Origin of the sequence: Paraburkholderia sp. BCC1886, from assembly GCF_900996245.1 — a bacterium.
In the GTDB taxonomy this organism is placed as follows: domain Bacteria; phylum Pseudomonadota; class Gammaproteobacteria; order Burkholderiales; family Burkholderiaceae; genus Paraburkholderia.
This window is the reverse complement of sequence record NZ_CAAJGK010000063.1, coordinates 105,219-121,871: the sequence shown is the minus strand read 5'-3', so window position 1 is coordinate 121,871 and position 16,653 is coordinate 105,219. Positions and strand designations below refer to the sequence as shown.

Below are 16,653 nucleotides of genomic sequence, written 5' to 3'. Positions count from 1 at the left end.
GTTGAGCCGCCAAGTTTACGCGCGCCTTCCGGTGGGGCATTGCGTAAAAAGGTCGCACGGCAGGCGATGGCACAATGCGGGTCTGTCATTGCGATGCCGCGTGTCGCATCGCTTCTCCGCTCAGGATGCCTGTTCAAGATGAATGCCGTAAAGGATGTGTCCGACCGTGCCGCGAGGCGCGCGTCCCCGCCCCATGCCGACGATCACGCGTGCCGCCCCGATTGCGGCGCGTGTTGTATCGCGCCGTCTATCTCGAGCCCGATACCCGGCATGCCGAACGGCAAGCCGGCGGGCGTGCGCTGCGTGCAACTCGGCGAGGACCTGCGCTGCGCGATTTTCGGCCAGCCGCAGCGGCCGGCATGTTGCTCCGGTCTGCAGCCGCAAGCCGAAATGTGCGGCGAGAGTCGCGGCGCCGCGCTCGCCTGGCTCACGCAACTGGAAACGCTGACGCAACCTCTGACGCAGCCGCACACGGTGGCCAAGCGCTAGCGACACCAATACTGTCAGCACCGGGCGAACCGTCCGTGCACTCGAGCGGTCAGAACGACGTGGCAATCGACCGACCTCGTTCCATGCCGTGACCGTTTCCCCAGGAGATTTCGCATGACCCAAACTGCTGCGCCGACCCGGCGCCGCTTTCTGCTTGCCGCGCTGACAGGGTGCAGCGCGCTCGGCATCACGCTGTCGCTCGCGGCCTGCGCGACCTCGACGTTCCCGTTCATTCCGTCGCAATACACGTTCTCGCAGCGCCAGGTGCAGGAAGCCGTGCAGCGCAAGTTCCCGTATCAGCGGACGATCTCGCAGGTGTTCGAGGTCGCATTGACGCATCCGGTGGTCGGCTTTCTGCCGGACGCGAATCGCATTTCCGTGCAACTCGACGCGCGATTCGTGAGCCCGTTCATGCCGCAACCGGTCGACGGCGTGTTCACGCTGTCGAGCGAACTCGCTTACGACGCCACCGGCAAAGCCGTCGTGCTGCGTTCGCCGACGGTGGATCATGTCAGCGTGAGCGGCGACGCGCAGGCCTACACGCAACAGATCAACGCCGCGGCCGCCGTGCTGGCGACCCAGTTGCTCAACAACTATCCCATCTACACGTTCAAGCCCGAGCAGTTGCAATTTGGTGGCGTGAATTACGAACCCGGTACAATCACCATCCTTACAAACGGCATACGCGTGCAGATCGTCGAAAAATGACGCGTGCGCGTGGCCGACGGGGCTGCGCGTAACCAAACCGGCCCTGTCGAATTCGACAATCTAACGCGATGAGGGGCACGGATGGACTGGCTACTGGCTTGCAAGGCGCTGATTCTGGGCGTCGTCGAAGGCTTGACGGAGTTTTTGCCGGTGTCCAGCACCGGCCATTTGATCGTTGCGGGCAGCCTGCTCAATTTCACCGACGAACACGCCAAAACTTTCGACGTGGTGATCCAGCTCGGCGCGATTCTGGCCGTCTGCTGGGAGTTTCGCCGCCGCATTGCAAGCGTCGTGGTCGGCTTGCCGAACCGGCCCGCGGCCCGCCGGTTCACGCTGAACGTGATCATCGCGACCATTCCGGCTGTCGTGCTTGGCTTGCTGTTCGAGAAGTCCATCAAGGCGGTGCTGTTTTCGCCGGTGTCGGTGGCTTTTGCGCTGGTCGCGGGCGGCGTGGTGATTCTGTGGGCGGAAGCGCGTCAGCGCGCGGTCGGCGAGACGGCCGCGCGGGTGCGCGATATCGACGACTTGCGGCCGCTCGACGCGTTGAAGGTGGGTCTCGCGCAGTGCTTTGCATTGATTCCCGGCATGTCGCGTTCGGGCTCGACGATCATCGGCGGGATGCTGTTCGGGGTGGACCGGCGCGTGGCCACCGAGTTTTCCTTCTTCCTCGCGATTCCGATTATTTTCGGCGCGACGGCTTACGAGCTTCACAAAGACTGGCAGCTTCTTACCATCGATGCGTTCGGCACGTTCGCGCTGGGTTTCGTGGCGGCGTTCATCAGTGCGTTTGCCTGTGTGCGCTGGTTGCTGCGCTATGTCGCGGGGCACGATTTCACGGCGTTCGCATGGTACCGGATCGGCTTTGGCTTGCTGATTCTGCTGGTCGGCTATAGCGGGGCGCTGAGTTGGGCCGAGTGATTTTTGCGGTCATGCCGGCGCAATAACGGAAAAGGTCCGCCAGTGTTTGCTGGCGGACCTTTTTTCATGAATGACCTGGCGACGAGCGCTTACGGCGTGGCGCGCTTGCGGAACACCAGATCCCACACGCCATGGCCGAGCCGCAATCCACGACGCTCGAACTTCGTCACCGGACGATACTCCGGGCGCGGCGCGTAGCCGTCGGCGGTGTTTTCCAGCGCGGGTTCCGCGCCCAGCACTTCGAGCATCTGCTCGGCGTAGTTTTGCCAGTCGGTGGCGCAATGCAGATACGCGCCCGGCTTCAATCGGGACACAAGCAGCGCGACGAATTTCGGCTGGATCAGCCGGCGTTTGTGATGACGCGCTTTATGCCACGGGTCTGGAAAAAAGATATGCACGCCGTCGAGGCTGTCCGGCGCGATCATCTGTTCCAGCACCTCGACCGCGTCGTGCTGGATGATGCGGATATTCGACAGATTCTGCTCGCCCATCAGCTTGAGCAACGCGCCGACGCCCGGTTCATGCACTTCGACGCCGAGAAAATCGTCGGCGGGACGGTGGCCGGCAATCTCCGCTGTGGTCGCGCCCATTCCGAAACCGATTTCCAGCACGCGCGGCGCACTACGGCCGAATACGGTTTGCCAGTCGGGTTGTTCGGCGGTGAACGGCACGACGAAACGCGGACCGAGCTCGTCCATTGCCCGACGCTGGCCGGTCGACACACGACCTGCACGGGTGACGAAACTGCGGATGCGGCGGTGATGCAGCGCGTCGCCCGGTGTGTCGGAGTCGGCTACGGTTTCGGCCGCGGTTTCAGCTTCGCTCGACGGCGTGGGAAGTTCGTCCGGCAGACCGGCTTCGTTGGGATCGTGGATCATCGTTCGATGAAGAGGGCGTTGCGGGGCTGGCGCTTCGACCAGACCGGACCAAGGTGAGGCCAGAGTGAGGCCATGTTTGGCCTGCTTGGGTCGGTCAGGAGCAATCAGGAAGATATCTGGAGCGGGCGATGGGAATCGAACCCACGGCTCTAGCTTGGGAAGCTAGGGTATTACCATTATACGACGCCCGCAGAGCGCGCCATTTTACTCGGGAACGGGCATTGAGCGCAAATTGCTGCGCTTTCCCCCGTTCCTGCGACCATCCGCCATCGCGTCAAATCACAAAATAAGTCAGCTCGACGGCCGCGCGCGTGACCACCATCAACAGCACCTGGACGATGACGAACAGCAGAATCGGCGAGAGGTCAAGGCCGCCGAATTGCGGAATCACGCGACGCAGCGGATTCAGAAACGGCGCAGTCAGTTGATACAGCACCGGCATGGCCGGCGAACGCGGATTGAGCCACGACAGCAGCGCCATCAGAATGGTCATCCAGATGATGAGGTTCAACGCCCACTTGATCAGCGTCAGCACGGCGACGATCAGCAGCGTCGGCGCCAGTTGCAGCGGATCGGCGCCGGTTACCACGACCATCAGCACAACATAGACGATGGCGGCGAGCAACGCTGCGACCAGACTCGCCCAGTCGATGCTGCGCACGGCCGGCAGAATCTTCCGCAAGGGCAGGACGATCCAGTTGGTAGCTTGCAGCACGGCCTTCGTGACCGGGTTGTACGGCGGCATGCGCACGACTTGCAGCCACGCGCGCAGCAACAGCGCCGCGCCGAACAGCGTGAAAACGGTATTGAGCAGAAAACGGGCGATATCGCCAAACATCTCGTGTCCTTATGCTTCGGATAACGGCCGACCGGCCGCAGCTTGCCGGCGCCGCTTCAATAGCGCACCGGCGGGTGATTGGAATACTTCGCGACCTTGCCAGAACAGGGCGCTTTACGCGATGGATTTCGGGTTGCCACCGTGTGACTCGCCGCGTTCATGGACACCTTTAAAGGTGCGTCGACCTTACAAGGAAATCTTGATTTCGCTGATCAGGATCGTGCCGTTGCCGCCGTCGGTGTAGTTCGGGATATCGGCGCCCAGTTGCTCGGAGGCCGGCTTGAACACCTTGTAGAAATCGTCCGTGCTGTCGAACAGGAAATGGCCCGCGGCGACGAACGGCGGTGGCGTGCCCGGCGGCCCTGCATTGATGCCGACATCGACCGACCAGCCCTTAAGCGACGGCCCGAACAGTTTGGCCGCCAGCGGCATGTGCGTGACGCAGTAATAGTCCACGTCGAAGTGGCCGTTTTCCCGATAAGGATAAAGGATGCTGACCTTGATCATTGTGCGTTCTCGTCTGTTGGTCTCGAAGCGCGGCGCCCGCGGATTGCGCGCGGCGCCGGACGTCACATTATCACGGCTTACTTCAGGCTTGCACCTGCTGCCGCCTGATTCAACGAACGGCCCAGCGATTCCTCCACGGTCGCGGCAATGGACTCGATCGCGACGGGCGGTCTGATGCGGCGCCCGGCGAGTTCGACCGCCCGCCGCGACAGCAGACCATACAGCGCGGCATGGTCGCCGCCGAGTCCTTCGAGCAGGGCCAGCTGTTTGGCCACCACGCCCGTGTCGCCGCGCGAAACCGGGCCCGCCAGCGCGTTTGGCAGACCTTTGTCTCGCGCGGTTTCGATGGTGCCGGCGAGCATCGGCAGCAATGCGCGCAACGCGTCGTCTTCGGCGAAACCGAGAGTGCGCCACAGCGCGACGCATTCCGCGAGACTGCACAGCGCGAAGCTGGCCGCGTAGTGCGCGGCAGCGTGATAAAGCATGCGACCGCCTGGCGGAATCGACAGCGGATGGCAACGCAACGCGACGGCAAGCGCGGTCAGCGCTTCTTTGAGCGCGCCGTCGGCTTCGATGGTGACCGAGCAACCGGCGATCCGTTCGAGGTCCGCGAGTTCGCCGCTAAACAGGTAGAGCGGATGGAATCCGCCGATCGCCGCGCCCTGTTCGCGCGCAGGCGCCAGCAGGTCGACCGGCGAAGCGCCGCTGCAATGCACGAGCGCCTTGACGGCCGCTCGATTGGCCGCTGGGTTGGCCGCTGCATCGATCGTGTCGCGAGGGAACCGCAGTGTGTGCGCTGACGTACCGATGCTGTCGTCGGGAACGGCTAAAAAGACGATGTCGGCGTGGTCGACGACCGCTTGGGGATCGTCGAATGCCACGCAATGCTCGATCTGACCGGCGAGTTCGGCAGCGGAAGCCGGCGTGCGACTCGCTACCGCGGTCACCGGATAGCCGGCGCGCGCAAAGCTGAGCGCAAGGCAGCGCGCGAGCCGGCCTGCACCGATGAAGCCGACACGCGGCAAGGATTGCTGGGACATGGTGAACTGCTCCAGTCAGAACGGTTGAACGGAAGCAGGAGTATCGCGCATTCGTCGGGGCTGCAGCGCCTTTGAACGGCGCCTCGCCGCCGCTGCCATGAAGGTGGCCTGATTGCTCAGGCCTGAAAACTGCTCGATAGCAATCAAGGCCGGCCTGGAAGTTGCTGGTCACAGGTACGTCATCTCGCAATCAGATTCGGGGAGGTCACCATGAATGTTTTTTCTTATCGGAAGCATCTGCGATTCCTTTCGGCCGCACAGCGCCGTCGCTGGTGGGAGCAGAAGATGCGGCTGACGCCGAGGGTGCGGATTAGCGGCGCTTACGTGCCGCCGAACGTTTCCCGCGAATTCGCCTACGTGAAGGTCGCCTGAGTTAGTGCGGTTGTTGGCGGCTTTGCGTTGGTAAAAAGTGCCCGGCATATACACAGATGCCGGGCTTTTTCATTTGAGCAATCGGATTGAAGCGAATTTGTAATTAAAGTTTACCGGCGCGTCTCAATGCGAGCGTTCGATGCCGCAAAACCACCTAGCAGGAACAGGTTCAAATCGCCTGTAATCCCTTGCCATCGGGTGGTTTGCATAGCCTGCTCGATAAGCATCGCCAGATTAAATATTTTGCCATTGAGGCTGCAATTGCAATTTGCAACAAATCCAAACAGCGATGAATGGCGTTTTTCGATACATTGATTTCAGGGCGTGCGAGGCATGCCAAGTTGCCGGTTCACTTGAACTGCGCCAGGAGAACAAAGTGAAAAAGATCGTCCCGTTATTCGTTGCCGCCGCGCTCGGCGTGGGGTTTGCCGGTGCTGCAGAAGCACACGTTTCAGTTGGTATTGGCATCGGGGTGCCCATTGCGCCTGCCTATCCGGTCTACGCCGCGCCGCCGCCGGTCTACTACGCACCGCCGCCGCCGGTCGTTTATGCACCGCCGCCCGCCGTGGTAGTGGGCGGTTATTACGGTGGTTATGGTCATCCTTATTATCATCATGGCTATTACCGTGGCGGTTATGGTTATGGCCACGGTTACTATCGCCGCTAATCGGTAGCGAGTACTTGTAGTAATGACGGCGCGATGCCGGCATGAATGCCGGTATCGCGCCGTTTGCAATTGAGCTTTTAATTCGCGTGCGTTAGTGGAAGGCAATCCTCGTCATGCTGACTCCGCGCTATCGTTTCGTCGGGACGTTCCAAACCCTTGACGAAGCTGGGAGAATGGCGTTCCCGTCACCGCTCCTGAAGAGATTCGCCGATGCCGCTTCCCGCTCCTACTTTTGACGACGTACTCGACGCCGCCGCGCGTCTCGAAGGCGTCGCGCACCGCACTCCCGTTCTGACATCCACGACGTTCGACGAGCGGACCGGCGCCTCGGTGTTCTTCAAATGCGAAAACTTTCAGCGCATGGGGGCATTCAAGTTCCGCGGCGCCTATAACGCGATTTCTCACTTCGATCCGGAACAACGCAAAGCCGGCGTGCTGACCTATTCGTCGGGTAACCATGCGCAGGCGATTGCCTTGTCCGCGCGGCTCGCGGGCATTCACGCGACGATCGTAATGCCGCACAACGCGCCCGCCGCCAAGGTCGCTGCCACCAAAGGTTACGGTGGCGAAGTGATCACGTATGACCGCTACACGGAGAACCGCGAAGAGATCGGCCGGCGGCTCGCCGAGGAGCGCGGCATGACGCTGATTCCGCCGTACGATCATCCGCACGTCATTGCGGGGCAGGGCACGGCGGTCAAGGAATTGATCGACGAGACCGGGCCGCTCGACCTGTTGTTCGTGTGCCTCGGCGGCGGTGGGCTGATTAGCGGCAGCGCGTTGTCGGCGGCGGCTTTGAGCCCGGACTGTACGGTGATCGGCATCGAGCCGGAAGCGGGCAACGACGCGCAGCAGTCGCTCGCGCGCGGCGAGATCGTGCATATCGACACGCCCCGTACCATCGCCGATGGCGCCGCGTCGACCCACCTCGGCGATTACACGTTCGCGATTATTCGCGAACGGGTAGCCCGGATCGAAACGGTCAGCGACGCGCAATTGATCGAAACGATGCGCTTTTTTGCGCAACGCATGAAGATCGTCGTCGAGCCGACCGGGTGCCTCGCCGCGGCCGCGGTGCTCAACGGTATCGTGCCGGTGAAAGGCAAGCGGGTGGGCGTGGTGGTGAGCGGCGGCAATGTCGACCTGGCGAAGCTCGCGGAATATCTCGCTTGATGCGTGTTGCAACGACTGCCATTAACTGAACGCGCTGTGAAATGGCCAACGGCTCGCACGTGTGAACGGCGAGCCGTTTTTATTTAGCTGGCTGCCTGCGCGGTTTGCACGATCAGGTCGCGATACCCGTTGACGATCACGCTATACGAGAAGTACGCGAACAGCAGCGCGGAGAGTACATGGCACGCGCGCAGCAGGCCCGTGCCGGCGCGTTTGCGGCCGTGGCTGCCGAGTCCGCAGATAAAGATCGTCCATGCCAGGCCGCCTAGAAAGAAGCCGCCTAGAAACACCGGCGCCGTCGTCGCGCTGGTCGCGCCGGCTTTCGCGATCAACGCGCCGCCCACCGCCGCGAACCAGAGAATCGCCGAGGGCGACGAGACGGCCAGTAACACCCCACGCAGAAATCCGCGCCAGGCGGGCAAAGGCGGCGGTCCGCCCGCTGCGTCCGCTTCCCCGGCCACCGGCGGCGCCGACGCGGGGTAGAGCGCTTCGCGTGCCATTTTCCACGTGAGAAACAGCAGGATTGCTGCGCCGCCGATCCACACGACCCAACGCACCGACTGGAACTGCAGCAACGCGGCCATGCCGGCGAGCGCCAGCGCCGCGTAGATCAGATCGCCGAAACAGGAGCCGAGCCCCAGCCAGAAACCCGGCTTGAAACCGTGCGACAGCGTGAGCGAAATGATCGCGACATTCACGAGACCAATGTCGAGGCACAGTGACAACGACAGGAAAAAACCATCCGACAGCAAAGAAAAAGCGTGCATCCGTGCGACGACTCCATCGACGTTGTTATTAGTGAGCCACGGCCTGTTTCAAAGACCCAGCTCGCTCCACAACGCGTCCACACGTTGCTTGACCGCCTTGTCCATCTCGATAGGACGCCCCCATTCGCGGTCGGTCTCGCCCGGCCATTTGTTGGTGGCGTCGAGACCCATCTTCGAGCCGAGACCGGCGACCGGCGACGCGAAATCCAGGTAGTCGATCGGCGTGCGATCCACCAGCACGGTGTCGCGCGCCGGGTCGATACGCGTGGTGATCGCCCAGATCACTTCCTTCCAGTCGCGGATATTCACGTCCTCGTCCACCACGACGATGAACTTCGTATACATGAACTGGCGCAGGAAACTCCACACGCCGAACATCACGCGCTTGGCATGGCCGGGGTAGCTCTTTTTCATCTGCACGATCGCCATCCGGTAACTGCAACCTTCGGGCGGCAGATAGAAGTCGGTGATCTCGCTGAACTGCTTCTGCAAGAGCGGCACGAACACTTCGTTGAGCGCGACGCCCAGCACCGCGGGTTCGTCGGGCGGCTTGCCGGTGTAGGTGGAGTGGTAGATCGCGTCGCGCCGCATCGTGATGCGCTCCACGGTAAAGACCGGAAACCACTCCTGTTCGTTGTAGTACCCGGTATGGTCGCCGTACGGGCCCTCCAGCGCATGCTCGTAACCGGCCGACGCGCCTTTGGACGGACGCGGCGGCGCGCCTGCCGGAGCGGCGGCGGGCGCGCCTTCCTGCGGATAGATAAAGCCTTCGAGCACGATCTCGGCACGGGCCGGCACCTGCAAACCGTCGACGCCCGGCGTGATGCACTTCGCGAGTTCGGTGCGGCCGCCGCGCAGCAAGCCGGCGAACTGGTATTCGGACAGCGTGTCGGGCACCGGCGTCACCGCGCCCAGGATGGTGGCCGGATCGGCGCCCAGCACGACGGCAACCGGATACGGCTTGCCCGGGTTCTGTAGAGCGAACTCGCGAAAATCGAGCGCGCCGCCGCGATGCGCGAGCCAGCGCATGATCAGTTTGTTGCGCCCAATCAGTTGCTGGCGATATATACCTAAATTTTGTCGACTCTTATTCGGGCCTCGCGTGACGGTCAGACCCCACGTGATCAACGGGCCGGCATCGCCCGGCCAGCAGGTCTGAATGGGTAGCTTCGTCAGGTCGACATCCTGGCCTTCCCACACGATTTCCTGGCAGGGCGGCGCGCTCACCGTCTTCGGCGCCATGTCCCAGACGGCTTTCGCGAGCGACAGCAATTTGCCCGCATCCTTGAGACCTTTGGGCGGCTCGGGTTCCTTCAACGCTGAGAGCAGTCGACCGACATCGCGCAGCGATTCGAGCGCGGCGCCATCGTCTTCGCCTTGTGCGTCGATGCCCATGCCGAGTGCCACCCGGCGTGGCGTACCAAAAAGATTGCCGAGCACCGGGAACGCATGCTGGGCTTTGCTCTCGAACAGTAGCGCCGGCCCACCGGCGCGCAGCACCCGGTCGCACAGTTCGGTCATTTCCAGGACGGGCGAAACGGTTTGCGAGATACGGCGAAGCTCGCCGATCGATTCGAGTCGGCCAACAAAATCACGCAGGTCTTTGTATTTCATCGGTGCGGTTCGTTGCCGCATGAGCGGCAGAAGGAGGTTGCACGGGAAGGGGCAGCAAGACTTCCCGGGTGCGAAAACGATTGTCGATTTTACCTGTGTTACCTGGCGCACGCGGATCAGCCGAACGGCCTAGGACGGAAGCGGAAAGCAAGATGCTCGAAAACCCGCTTGGCGCGTGGTTCTCGACCGACTGAACACCGTTCATTATTACAATTAGTTATAGATTTACCTTTCTATAGTGTTGACGATCTATAAAACCGTGCATAGAATCCGTCCACATTGGTTGCAGGGCGTGAACCTTTTTACCACTGCCCCCGGTCCACTCGACGCAACGCGTCAGCGATTACCGATTCCCCTGCACGGTTTTCGACGGTCTTATCGAAGTCCTCGCCAGCGCCAAACTGACGCTGGTTTTTTCGCGTGGGAGCCTCCCGCCTGCATGTTTTCGACATGCCGCGGCCCTTTTTCAGGACGGCTCCCCACAGACGGTATATGCCGTTTCCCGACGTCGCTGCTGCCCTAACCAGACAGAGCACGCGATGTCTTGACTCTACGAACATGTGTTACCGCCCCTTTTTACCGGCGGAGTTCGCGGATCATGCACTATGGGAGATCTGAATGAACGCCTGGTTATCGTGGCGTCCCGATGAGCGTATCGCGCAATTCATGCGCGGCGTGCTGCGTCGCGGGACGCGAATGAGTCATCACCTGTTCAGCATCGTCGGCGGTATCGCCGTGGTGCTGGCACTGGCACTGTGGCTGATGCCGACCTGGCGCGGCACGCTCGCCGCCAGGCTCATGCCGGTCATTTCGGCCGCTGTGCAAGCCGGTCCTGCACGACTTCTGCAGGGCAATCCGCTGCCGGCTTTCGGGCCGCCGGGAACGACGGCACCCGCTGACGACTCGCTGTCGGCGAGTTCCAACGGCAACGACGCTACCAGCGCCGTCACTGCCGACAACACCGACAACAGCACCGTGACCGCCAGCAACACCAGCTTCGACGGCGCTTTCGACGCCGCCGGCTCGCCGGGCATGGGCGTCGCAGCATTGAACGGGCTCGACCCGCGCACCATGCAAGGCGTGTCCGCGCTGGCTCGTCTGATTCCTGCCCAGCGCGTTTCGGCCGATGCGCGCGACGATCGCGTGCTCGTTTCGACCCGTGAGCAGGACCTGGTCGCTTCCTACCTGGCCCGACGCTACCGCGTGGCTCAGGAGCCCGTCAGCGAGCTCGTGAAGGCCGCGTTCGACACTGGCCGTGAAGTCGGTCTCGACCCGCTGCTGCTGCTCTCCGTGATGGCGATCGAATCGGGCTTCAATCCGTACGCAGAAAGCGGCGTCGGTGCGCAAGGCCTGATGCAGGTGATGTCCAAGGTGCATTCGGATAAATTCCAGTACTTCGGCGGCCAGAGCGCCGCGCTCGAACCCGTCGCGAATATCAAGGTGGGTGCGTTGGTACTGAAGGACTGCATCGCGCGCGGCGGTTCGCTGCCGGGCGGTTTGCGTCTGTACGTGGGCTCGAGTTCGCAGGACGACGGTGGCTACGGTGCCAAGGTCATGGCCGAACGTGGCCGTCTGCGTGACGTGGCGCGCGGCCGCAAGGTGCCCATCAACGCGCCGCAGGCTCCGGTGATCACCGCGTCGAACAATACGGCAGCTGCCGTCGCCAGCACGAACAAGCGGGTGCAGGTCACGCTGGACGCTCATCCGCTGAGCGCGACGGTACCTGTCAAGACGCCGGTGGGCGATCAGGACGACGCCACCTCGGGTACGACGACGAAGCACGTCGCTTCGGCTTCGGAGTTGGGCGCCTGAGATTCAGCTGAGTGAACATAAAAAAAGACACCTTCGCGGTGTCTTTTTTTTCGCCTGCGGCCGCCCGGATCAATGCCGTCCGAACAGCTTCGCCAATCGGTCGACCGCCTGCTCCAGCTTTGGATAAGCCGTCGCATACGACAGCCGGATATAGTCCTTCGGCGCCGAGGTGCCGAAATCCATCCCCGGCACCAGCACCACACCCGCGTCGTGCAACATCGCCTTGGTCAGGGCCGCGCTGTCGCCGGCAGCGTGGTGCGCGACGCTCCGGCAGTCGGCATACGCGTAGAACGCGCCGTCCGGCATGACCGGCACGGAAAAGCCCAAGGTTTGTAGCGCCGGCGCGATGAAATCGCGGCGACGCTTGAATTCCAGACGACGCCCTTCGTAAATCGCGATCGTTTCGGGTTCGAAGCAGGCGAGTGCGGCATGCTGCGCGAGTGCCGAGGCGCAGATGAACAGGTTCTGAGCGAGCTTTTCGAAGGCGCTGACCATGCCTGGCGGCACCACCAGCCAGCCCAGCCGCCAGCCGGTCATGTTGAAGTACTTCGAGAAACTGTTGACCGTGATGACATCGTCGCCATACGAGAGCGCCGACACGGGTTTCGCGTCGTAGCTCAGGCCCTGGTAGATCTCGTCGACGATCGTGAAGCCGCCGCGCGCACGGACCGCCTTGACGATACGCTCGAGCTCGGCCGGTTCGATGGACGTGCCGGTGGGGTTCGACGGCGACGCCAGCAGCACGCCGCGGGTGTGCTCGCCCCACAGACGCTCGACATCGGCCGCGGTCAGCTGGAAGCGCTCCGCCGGACCGCTCGGCACCATCACCGGCTTGCCTTCCGCCGCGATGACGAAATGGCGGTTGCAGGGGTAGCAGGGGTCGGGCATCAGCACCTCGTCGTCGCGGTCGACCAGCGCGGCGCAGGCCAGCAGCAAAGCCGCCGAGGCGCCGGCCGTCACGACGATTCGTGCCGGATCCACCGCAACGTCGTACACCTCGGCGTAGTGCGCCGAGATGGCCTCGCGCAACGCGTGCAGACCGAGCGCGTTCGTGTACTGCGTCACGCCGCGACGCAACGCGCCAGCCGCCGCTTCGATCACCGGCTCCGGCGCGGTGAAATCGGGTTCGCCGATCCCCATGTGAATGATGTCGCGCCCCTCGCGTTCGAGCAGCGCGGCCTCCTTGGCCAGCTCCATCACATAGAACGGCTGGATGGCGTCCACGCGGGCGGCCAGCCGCACGAGGGGTTCGGTCACGGAAGTCATACGGTCAAATCCAGTTTCAAAGCAGAAGCGGAACGGCGCTGCGTCCGTTCGTCCATCGGTGCAACGGCGTTCCGGGCCCCCGGGTCAGTGCTTGCGGGCGGCTTGCGTTTCCGCCGGGCGCAGGTGCGCCGCGAGTTTGTCGAGCACACCGTTCACGTACTTGTAACCGTCCGCGCCGCCGAAGGTCTTGGCGAGTTCGACTGCTTCGTTGATCACCACGCGATACGGAATATCGAGGTGGTTCTTCAGTTCGAACGCGGCGACCAGCAACACTGCGCGTTCGACCGGCGAGAGTTGCTCGATGGGACGGTCGAGGCACGGCGCGATGTCGGCGGAAAGCGCTTCCGAGTCGCGGATCACGCCATGCAGGATAGCGTCCAGATGTTCGTGATCGGCCTTGTCGAAGCCTTGCGCGCCGCGCAGTTGCGCGTCGATTTCACCGCCGGGCGAACCCGACAGCAGCCACTGGTAAAGCCCCTGCGTAGCCAGTTCGCGGGAGCGTCGGCGTGCGCTCTTCATGCTTCTTCCTCTTCTTCGTCTTCTTCTTCGTCGTCGCCGCCGAGTTGTTCGAGCGCGACGGACAGGTTCGCCATTTCGACCGCCACGCGCGCAGCGTCACGGCCTTTTTCGGTCATGCGGGCCACCGCCTGTTCGTCCGTTTCGGTGGTCAGCACGGCGTTTGCAACCGGAATGCCAAAGTCCAGACCGATACGCGTGATGCCCGCACCGCTTTCGTTCGAGACCAGTTCGAAGTGGTACGTCTCGCCGCGAATCACCGCGCCCAGCGCGATCAGCGCGTCGAATTGCGCGCTTTCGGCAAGCTTTTGCAGCGCCAGCGGGATTTCCAGTGCGCCCGGCACGGTGACGAGCAGCACGTCTTCGCCGACCACGCCGAGGCGTTCCAGTTCTTCGATGCAGGAGTCGGCGAGGCCGTTGCAAACGGGTTCGTTAAAACGCGCCTGGACGATGCCGATGCGCAGTCCGTCGCCGTCGAGATTCGGTTGGTATTGTCCGATTTCCATATCAATTCCGTAGTGTTTGAGTGAGCGCGAGGCGCGTGAGTGGTCGGATCAGCCTTCGTGAGGCGCTTGTGTCGCGCCGCCCGGCATGGGGATGAAGCCCGTGACTTCCAGGCCGTAGCCCGACATGCTGCCGAGCTTGCGCGGGTTCGACAGCACCTGCATCTTGCCGACACCGAGCTCGCGCAGAATCTGCGCGCCGATGCCGTAGGTCTTGAAGTCGACCGGCCGGCGTTTGAGCGCCTCGGCCTTTTCCTTCGAGTCGAACGCCTTGAAGACGTCGATCAGATGGTCTTTCGAATCGCCGCAGTTCAGCAGCACGATCACGCCGAGATCGCGTTCGGCAATTTCCTTCATGGCGGCGTCCAGCGTCCACGAGTGGGTGGACTCGCCGACTTCGAGCAGATCGAGAACCGACAGCGGTTCGTGTACCCGCACCGGCGTGTCGCGCCCGACGTTCGGCGTGCCGCGCACCAGCGCGATATGCGGCTGGCCGCTGGGCTGGTCGAGATACATGACCGCGCGGAACGCGCCGTGCGCCGTCTGCATGGTGCGTTCGCAAATGCGCTCGACGATCGATTCGGTGCGGCTGCGGTAGTGAATAAGATCGGCAATCGTGCCGATCTTGAGGTCATGCTGTTTCGCGAATTCCATCAGGTCCGGCAGCCGCGCCATCGTGCCGTCGTCGTTGATGACTTCGCAGATGACCGCCGCCGGCGTGAGGCCCGCCAGCGCGGTGAAGTCGCAACCGGCTTCGGTATGGCCCGCGCGCACCAGCACGCCGCCGGGCTGCGCCATGATCGGAAACACGTGACCGGGCTGAACGATGTGCTCGGCGCGGGCGTCGGTGGCGACTGCCGCGGCAATGGTGCGGGCGCGGTCGGCCGCCGAAATGCCGGTGGTCACGCCTTCGGCCGCCTCGATGCTGACCGTGAACGCCGTGCCGTACTGGGTGCCGTTGCGGTACGTCATGAGCGGCAGGTTCAACAGCTTGCAGCGTTCCTGCGTCAACGTCAGGCAGATCAGGCCGCGACCGTAGCGTGCCATGAAGTTGATCGCTTCCGGGGTGACGAATTCGGCGGCGATGACGAGGTCACCCTCGTTCTCACGGTCTTCTTCGTCGACGAGGATCACCATCCGGCCGGCTTTCAGTTCGGCGATGATCTCAAGGGTGGAGGCGAGCGTCATGTTGGCGAGATTTTCGGGAAAGCGCGTATTTTACGCCACGAGCGGGGTCAAGTCGCCTCCGCCGGATGGCATAGGCCCGGATTGGCCCGGATTGGCCATCTGGCCGACTGGTGTTCAGGCGTGGGGCGCCGGTATGCTCGACGAAACTTTGGCTGTTCCCCGGCACTCAGCCAGTTGAAAGCTGGTGAAATGCGTGACGATCTTCGATGTGTCACCATCACGCCTTTGCCGGCCCCCTTGGTTCCGTCGCCCACGGCGATACGGATTTCCGTCGTCCTACGTTCTATCCGTCAATGAAAAAGTCTCATTGTTTAGTTTCGGTAGTCGCAGCCGCCATGCTGGTCGCCTCGCCTCTGCTGTACGCAGCAGCCGCAAGCGAGCCGGGCGCCTCCGCTCATCCGGCCAGTGTCGGCAACCCGGCCGATCCCGCACAGGACGGGCCGGTCTACGGCGCCGAACTGCAGGGCTTCGCGTATCCGTACCCGGTGTCGTACTTCAAGTTCCATTCGCAGCGGCAAGACATGCGGATGGCTTACATGGATGTCGCGCCGGACCCGAAGACAGTGAACGGCCGTACCGCCGTGCTGTTGCATGGCAAGAACTATTGCGCGGCTACCTGGGCGCCGACCATCCGCGTGTTGAGCCATGCCGGCTACCGTGTGATTGCAATCGACCAGATCGGCTTCTGCAAATCGAGCAAGCCGCAGAGCTATCAGTTCTCGTTCCAGCAACTCGCGCGTAATACCCGTGACCTGCTGCAGTCGCTCGATATCCATCAGGCCACGATGATCGGTCACTCCACCGGCGGCATGCTGGCGATTCGCTACGCGCTCACGTACCCGCAGCAAACCGAGCAACTGGTGCTGGTCGACCCGATCGGACTCGAAGACTGGCGCGCCAAAGGCGTGCCGCCCATCTCGATCGACGAGTGGTATCAGCGCGAACTGCATACCTCGGCGGACCGCATCCGCAACTACGAGAAAAACACCTATTTCGCGGGGCAGTGGCGCGCCGACTACGAGCCTTCGGTACAGATGCTGGCCGGCATGTACCGCGGGCCGCAGCGCGATCTCGTGGCGTGGGACTCCGCGCTGCTCTACGACATGATCCTGACGCAACCTGTCTACTACGAGCTGTCGCAACTCAAGGCGTCGACCTTGCTGATGATCGGCGACAAGGACACGACGGCGATCGGCAAGGAGTTCGCACCGCCTGAAATCCGTCCTTCGCTCGGCAACTATCCGCAACTTGCGCACGCGGCGGCCGCGGCGATTCCGCACGTGAAGCTGGTCGAGTTTCCGGATGCCGGCCACGCGCCGCAGATGCAGGATCCCGATGCATTCCATGCCGCGCTGCTGCACGGTATGGCCGAGCCCGTTTCCTCCAATTGATGTTTT

18 protein-coding genes and 1 tRNA gene are annotated in these 16,653 nt (G+C 62.8%); 8 read left to right on the top strand and 11 right to left on the bottom strand.

Translation table 11 applies throughout. The features are described from left to right. Window positions 1-138: 138 nt before the first annotated feature. The 3 genes from FQ746_RS22745 to FQ746_RS22735 all read left to right on the top strand — a co-directional run bounded on the left by FQ746_RS22745 (window position 139) and on the right by FQ746_RS22735 (window position 2,115). Window positions 139-489 (top strand): YkgJ family cysteine cluster protein, encoded by a 351-nt coding sequence (locus FQ746_RS22745; protein ID WP_260854138.1) that lies wholly within the window; start codon window positions 139-141, stop codon window positions 487-489. Between the two features lie 114 nt (window positions 490-603). After that, window positions 604-1,197, top strand: coding sequence for a DUF1439 domain-containing protein (locus FQ746_RS22740; RefSeq protein ID WP_144111884.1), 594 nt, complete (start codon window positions 604-606; stop codon window positions 1,195-1,197). Between the two features lie 81 nt (window positions 1,198-1,278). Further along, window positions 1,279-2,115, top strand: a complete 837-nt coding sequence (locus tag FQ746_RS22735) for an undecaprenyl-diphosphate phosphatase (RefSeq protein ID WP_144111883.1) — start codon at window positions 1,279-1,281, stop codon at window positions 2,113-2,115. 89 nt (window positions 2,116-2,204) lie between these two features. Here FQ746_RS22735 and trmB read toward each other — a convergent pair whose 3' ends face one another. From trmB to FQ746_RS22710, 5 genes are all read right to left on the bottom strand, one after another. Further along, the gene (gene trmB / locus FQ746_RS22730; RefSeq protein WP_144111882.1) at window positions 2,205-2,993 is read right to left on the bottom strand and encodes a tRNA (guanosine(46)-N7)-methyltransferase TrmB; all 789 of its coding nucleotides are present in this window, start codon (window positions 2,991-2,993) and stop codon (window positions 2,205-2,207) included. Window positions 2,994-3,110: 117 nt separating this feature from the next. Continuing rightward, window positions 3,111-3,184: transfer RNA gene (locus FQ746_RS22725), tRNA-Gly, on the bottom strand. Window positions 3,185-3,267: 83 nt separating this feature from the next. Further along, window positions 3,268-3,831, bottom strand: a complete 564-nt coding sequence (locus FQ746_RS22720) for a YggT family protein (protein WP_144111881.1) — start codon at window positions 3,829-3,831, stop codon at window positions 3,268-3,270. A 186-nt stretch (window positions 3,832-4,017) separates the two neighbouring features. Further along, complete coding sequence (locus FQ746_RS22715) at window positions 4,018-4,338, bottom strand: EthD family reductase (protein WP_144111880.1); 321 nt, start codon at window positions 4,336-4,338, stop codon at window positions 4,018-4,020. Window positions 4,339-4,415: 77 nt separating this feature from the next. Beyond that, complete coding sequence (locus FQ746_RS22710; RefSeq protein WP_144111879.1) at window positions 4,416-5,378, bottom strand: Rossmann-like and DUF2520 domain-containing protein; 963 nt, start codon at window positions 5,376-5,378, stop codon at window positions 4,416-4,418. A 210-nt stretch (window positions 5,379-5,588) separates the two neighbouring features. Between FQ746_RS22710 and FQ746_RS34860 the strand changes: the two genes are divergently transcribed. From FQ746_RS34860 to FQ746_RS22700, 3 genes are all read left to right on the top strand, one after another. After that, complete coding sequence (locus FQ746_RS34860) at window positions 5,589-5,750, top strand: hypothetical protein (protein ID WP_186310813.1); 162 nt, start codon at window positions 5,589-5,591, stop codon at window positions 5,748-5,750. Between the two features lie 376 nt (window positions 5,751-6,126). Beyond that, window positions 6,127-6,417 carry a hypothetical protein gene (locus FQ746_RS22705; protein WP_144112250.1) on the top strand — a complete coding sequence of 97 codons (291 nt, stop codon included), beginning with the start codon at window positions 6,127-6,129 and terminating at the stop codon, window positions 6,415-6,417. Between the two features lie 210 nt (window positions 6,418-6,627). Next, entirely contained in the window at window positions 6,628-7,590 is a 963-nt protein-coding gene (locus tag FQ746_RS22700) for a threo-3-hydroxy-L-aspartate ammonia-lyase (protein WP_144111878.1), read from the top strand. 83 nt (window positions 7,591-7,673) lie between these two features. Here FQ746_RS22700 and FQ746_RS22695 read toward each other — a convergent pair whose 3' ends face one another. Together FQ746_RS22695 and FQ746_RS22690 are read right to left on the bottom strand one after the other, a co-directional pair. Further along, on the bottom strand, window positions 7,674-8,357 hold the full coding sequence (locus tag FQ746_RS22695) for a LysE family translocator (RefSeq protein ID WP_144111877.1): 684 nt from the start codon (window positions 8,355-8,357) through the stop codon (window positions 7,674-7,676). A gap of 48 nt (window positions 8,358-8,405) precedes the next feature. Then, window positions 8,406-9,971 carry a UbiD family decarboxylase gene (locus FQ746_RS22690; protein WP_144111876.1) on the bottom strand — a complete coding sequence of 522 codons (1,566 nt, stop codon included), beginning with the start codon at window positions 9,969-9,971 and terminating at the stop codon, window positions 8,406-8,408. Window positions 9,972-10,589: 618 nt separating this feature from the next. Here FQ746_RS22690 and FQ746_RS22685 point away from each other — a divergent pair. Beyond that, window positions 10,590-11,783, top strand: coding sequence for a lytic transglycosylase domain-containing protein (locus tag FQ746_RS22685; RefSeq protein WP_144111875.1), 1,194 nt, complete (start codon window positions 10,590-10,592; stop codon window positions 11,781-11,783). Between the two features lie 69 nt (window positions 11,784-11,852). On the opposite strand, the gene FQ746_RS22680 is transcribed toward FQ746_RS22685, so the two are convergent. From FQ746_RS22680 to ribBA, 4 genes are all read right to left on the bottom strand, one after another. Then, window positions 11,853-13,049 carry a pyridoxal phosphate-dependent aminotransferase gene (locus FQ746_RS22680; protein ID WP_144111874.1) on the bottom strand — a complete coding sequence of 399 codons (1,197 nt, stop codon included), beginning with the start codon at window positions 13,047-13,049 and terminating at the stop codon, window positions 11,853-11,855. An 84-nt stretch (window positions 13,050-13,133) separates the two neighbouring features. After that, window positions 13,134-13,568: a transcription antitermination factor NusB gene (gene nusB, locus FQ746_RS22675; RefSeq protein WP_144111873.1), complete on the bottom strand. Its 435-nt coding sequence runs from the start codon at window positions 13,566-13,568 to the stop codon at window positions 13,134-13,136. Continuing rightward, a complete protein-coding gene (gene ribH, locus FQ746_RS22670; protein ID WP_144111872.1) occupies window positions 13,565-14,071 on the bottom strand; it encodes a 6,7-dimethyl-8-ribityllumazine synthase in 507 nt (168 codons plus the stop codon). The genes nusB and ribH overlap by 4 nt, the downstream gene beginning before the upstream one ends. 48 nt (window positions 14,072-14,119) lie before the next feature. Further along, window positions 14,120-15,256 carry a bifunctional 3,4-dihydroxy-2-butanone-4-phosphate synthase/GTP cyclohydrolase II gene (gene ribBA / locus FQ746_RS22665; protein WP_144111871.1) on the bottom strand — a complete coding sequence of 379 codons (1,137 nt, stop codon included), beginning with the start codon at window positions 15,254-15,256 and terminating at the stop codon, window positions 14,120-14,122. Between the two features lie 335 nt (window positions 15,257-15,591). Between ribBA and FQ746_RS22660 the strand changes: the two genes are divergently transcribed. Beyond that, window positions 15,592-16,647 (top strand): alpha/beta fold hydrolase, encoded by a 1,056-nt coding sequence (locus FQ746_RS22660; RefSeq protein ID WP_144111870.1) that lies wholly within the window; start codon window positions 15,592-15,594, stop codon window positions 16,645-16,647. The last annotated feature ends 6 nt before the right edge of the window (window positions 16,648-16,653 follow it).

Coding starts and splice junctions, on each gene's coding strand:
- trmB (WP_144111882.1), bottom strand. CDS start 2,993: ATGATCCACGATCCCAACGAAGCCGGTCTGCCGGACGAACTTCCCACG.
- FQ746_RS22660 (WP_144111870.1), top strand. CDS start 15,592: ATGCTGGTCGCCTCGCCTCTGCTGTACGCAGCAGCCGCAAGCGAGCCG.
- FQ746_RS22695 (WP_144111877.1), bottom strand. CDS start 8,357: ATGCACGCTTTTTCTTTGCTGTCGGATGGTTTTTTCCTGTCGTTGTCA.
- FQ746_RS22690 (WP_144111876.1), bottom strand. CDS start 9,971: ATGAAATACAAAGACCTGCGTGATTTTGTTGGCCGACTCGAATCGATC.
- FQ746_RS22740 (WP_144111884.1), top strand. CDS start 604: ATGACCCAAACTGCTGCGCCGACCCGGCGCCGCTTTCTGCTTGCCGCG.
- FQ746_RS34860 (WP_186310813.1), top strand. CDS start 5,589: ATGAATGTTTTTTCTTATCGGAAGCATCTGCGATTCCTTTCGGCCGCA.
- FQ746_RS22700 (WP_144111878.1), top strand. CDS start 6,628: ATGCCGCTTCCCGCTCCTACTTTTGACGACGTACTCGACGCCGCCGCG.
- nusB (WP_144111873.1), bottom strand. CDS start 13,568: ATGAAGAGCGCACGCCGACGCTCCCGCGAACTGGCTACGCAGGGGCTT.
- FQ746_RS22680 (WP_144111874.1), bottom strand. CDS start 13,049: ATGACTTCCGTGACCGAACCCCTCGTGCGGCTGGCCGCCCGCGTGGAC.
- ribBA (WP_144111871.1), bottom strand. CDS start 15,256: ATGACGCTCGCCTCCACCCTTGAGATCATCGCCGAACTGAAAGCCGGC.
- FQ746_RS22710 (WP_144111879.1), bottom strand. CDS start 5,378: ATGTCCCAGCAATCCTTGCCGCGTGTCGGCTTCATCGGTGCAGGCCGG.
- FQ746_RS22720 (WP_144111881.1), bottom strand. CDS start 3,831: ATGTTTGGCGATATCGCCCGTTTTCTGCTCAATACCGTTTTCACGCTG.
- FQ746_RS22745 (WP_260854138.1), top strand. CDS start 139: ATGAATGCCGTAAAGGATGTGTCCGACCGTGCCGCGAGGCGCGCGTCC.
- FQ746_RS22685 (WP_144111875.1), top strand. CDS start 10,590: ATGAACGCCTGGTTATCGTGGCGTCCCGATGAGCGTATCGCGCAATTC.
- FQ746_RS22735 (WP_144111883.1), top strand. CDS start 1,279: ATGGACTGGCTACTGGCTTGCAAGGCGCTGATTCTGGGCGTCGTCGAA.
- FQ746_RS22715 (WP_144111880.1), bottom strand. CDS start 4,338: ATGATCAAGGTCAGCATCCTTTATCCTTATCGGGAAAACGGCCACTTC.
- ribH (WP_144111872.1), bottom strand. CDS start 14,071: ATGGAAATCGGACAATACCAACCGAATCTCGACGGCGACGGACTGCGC.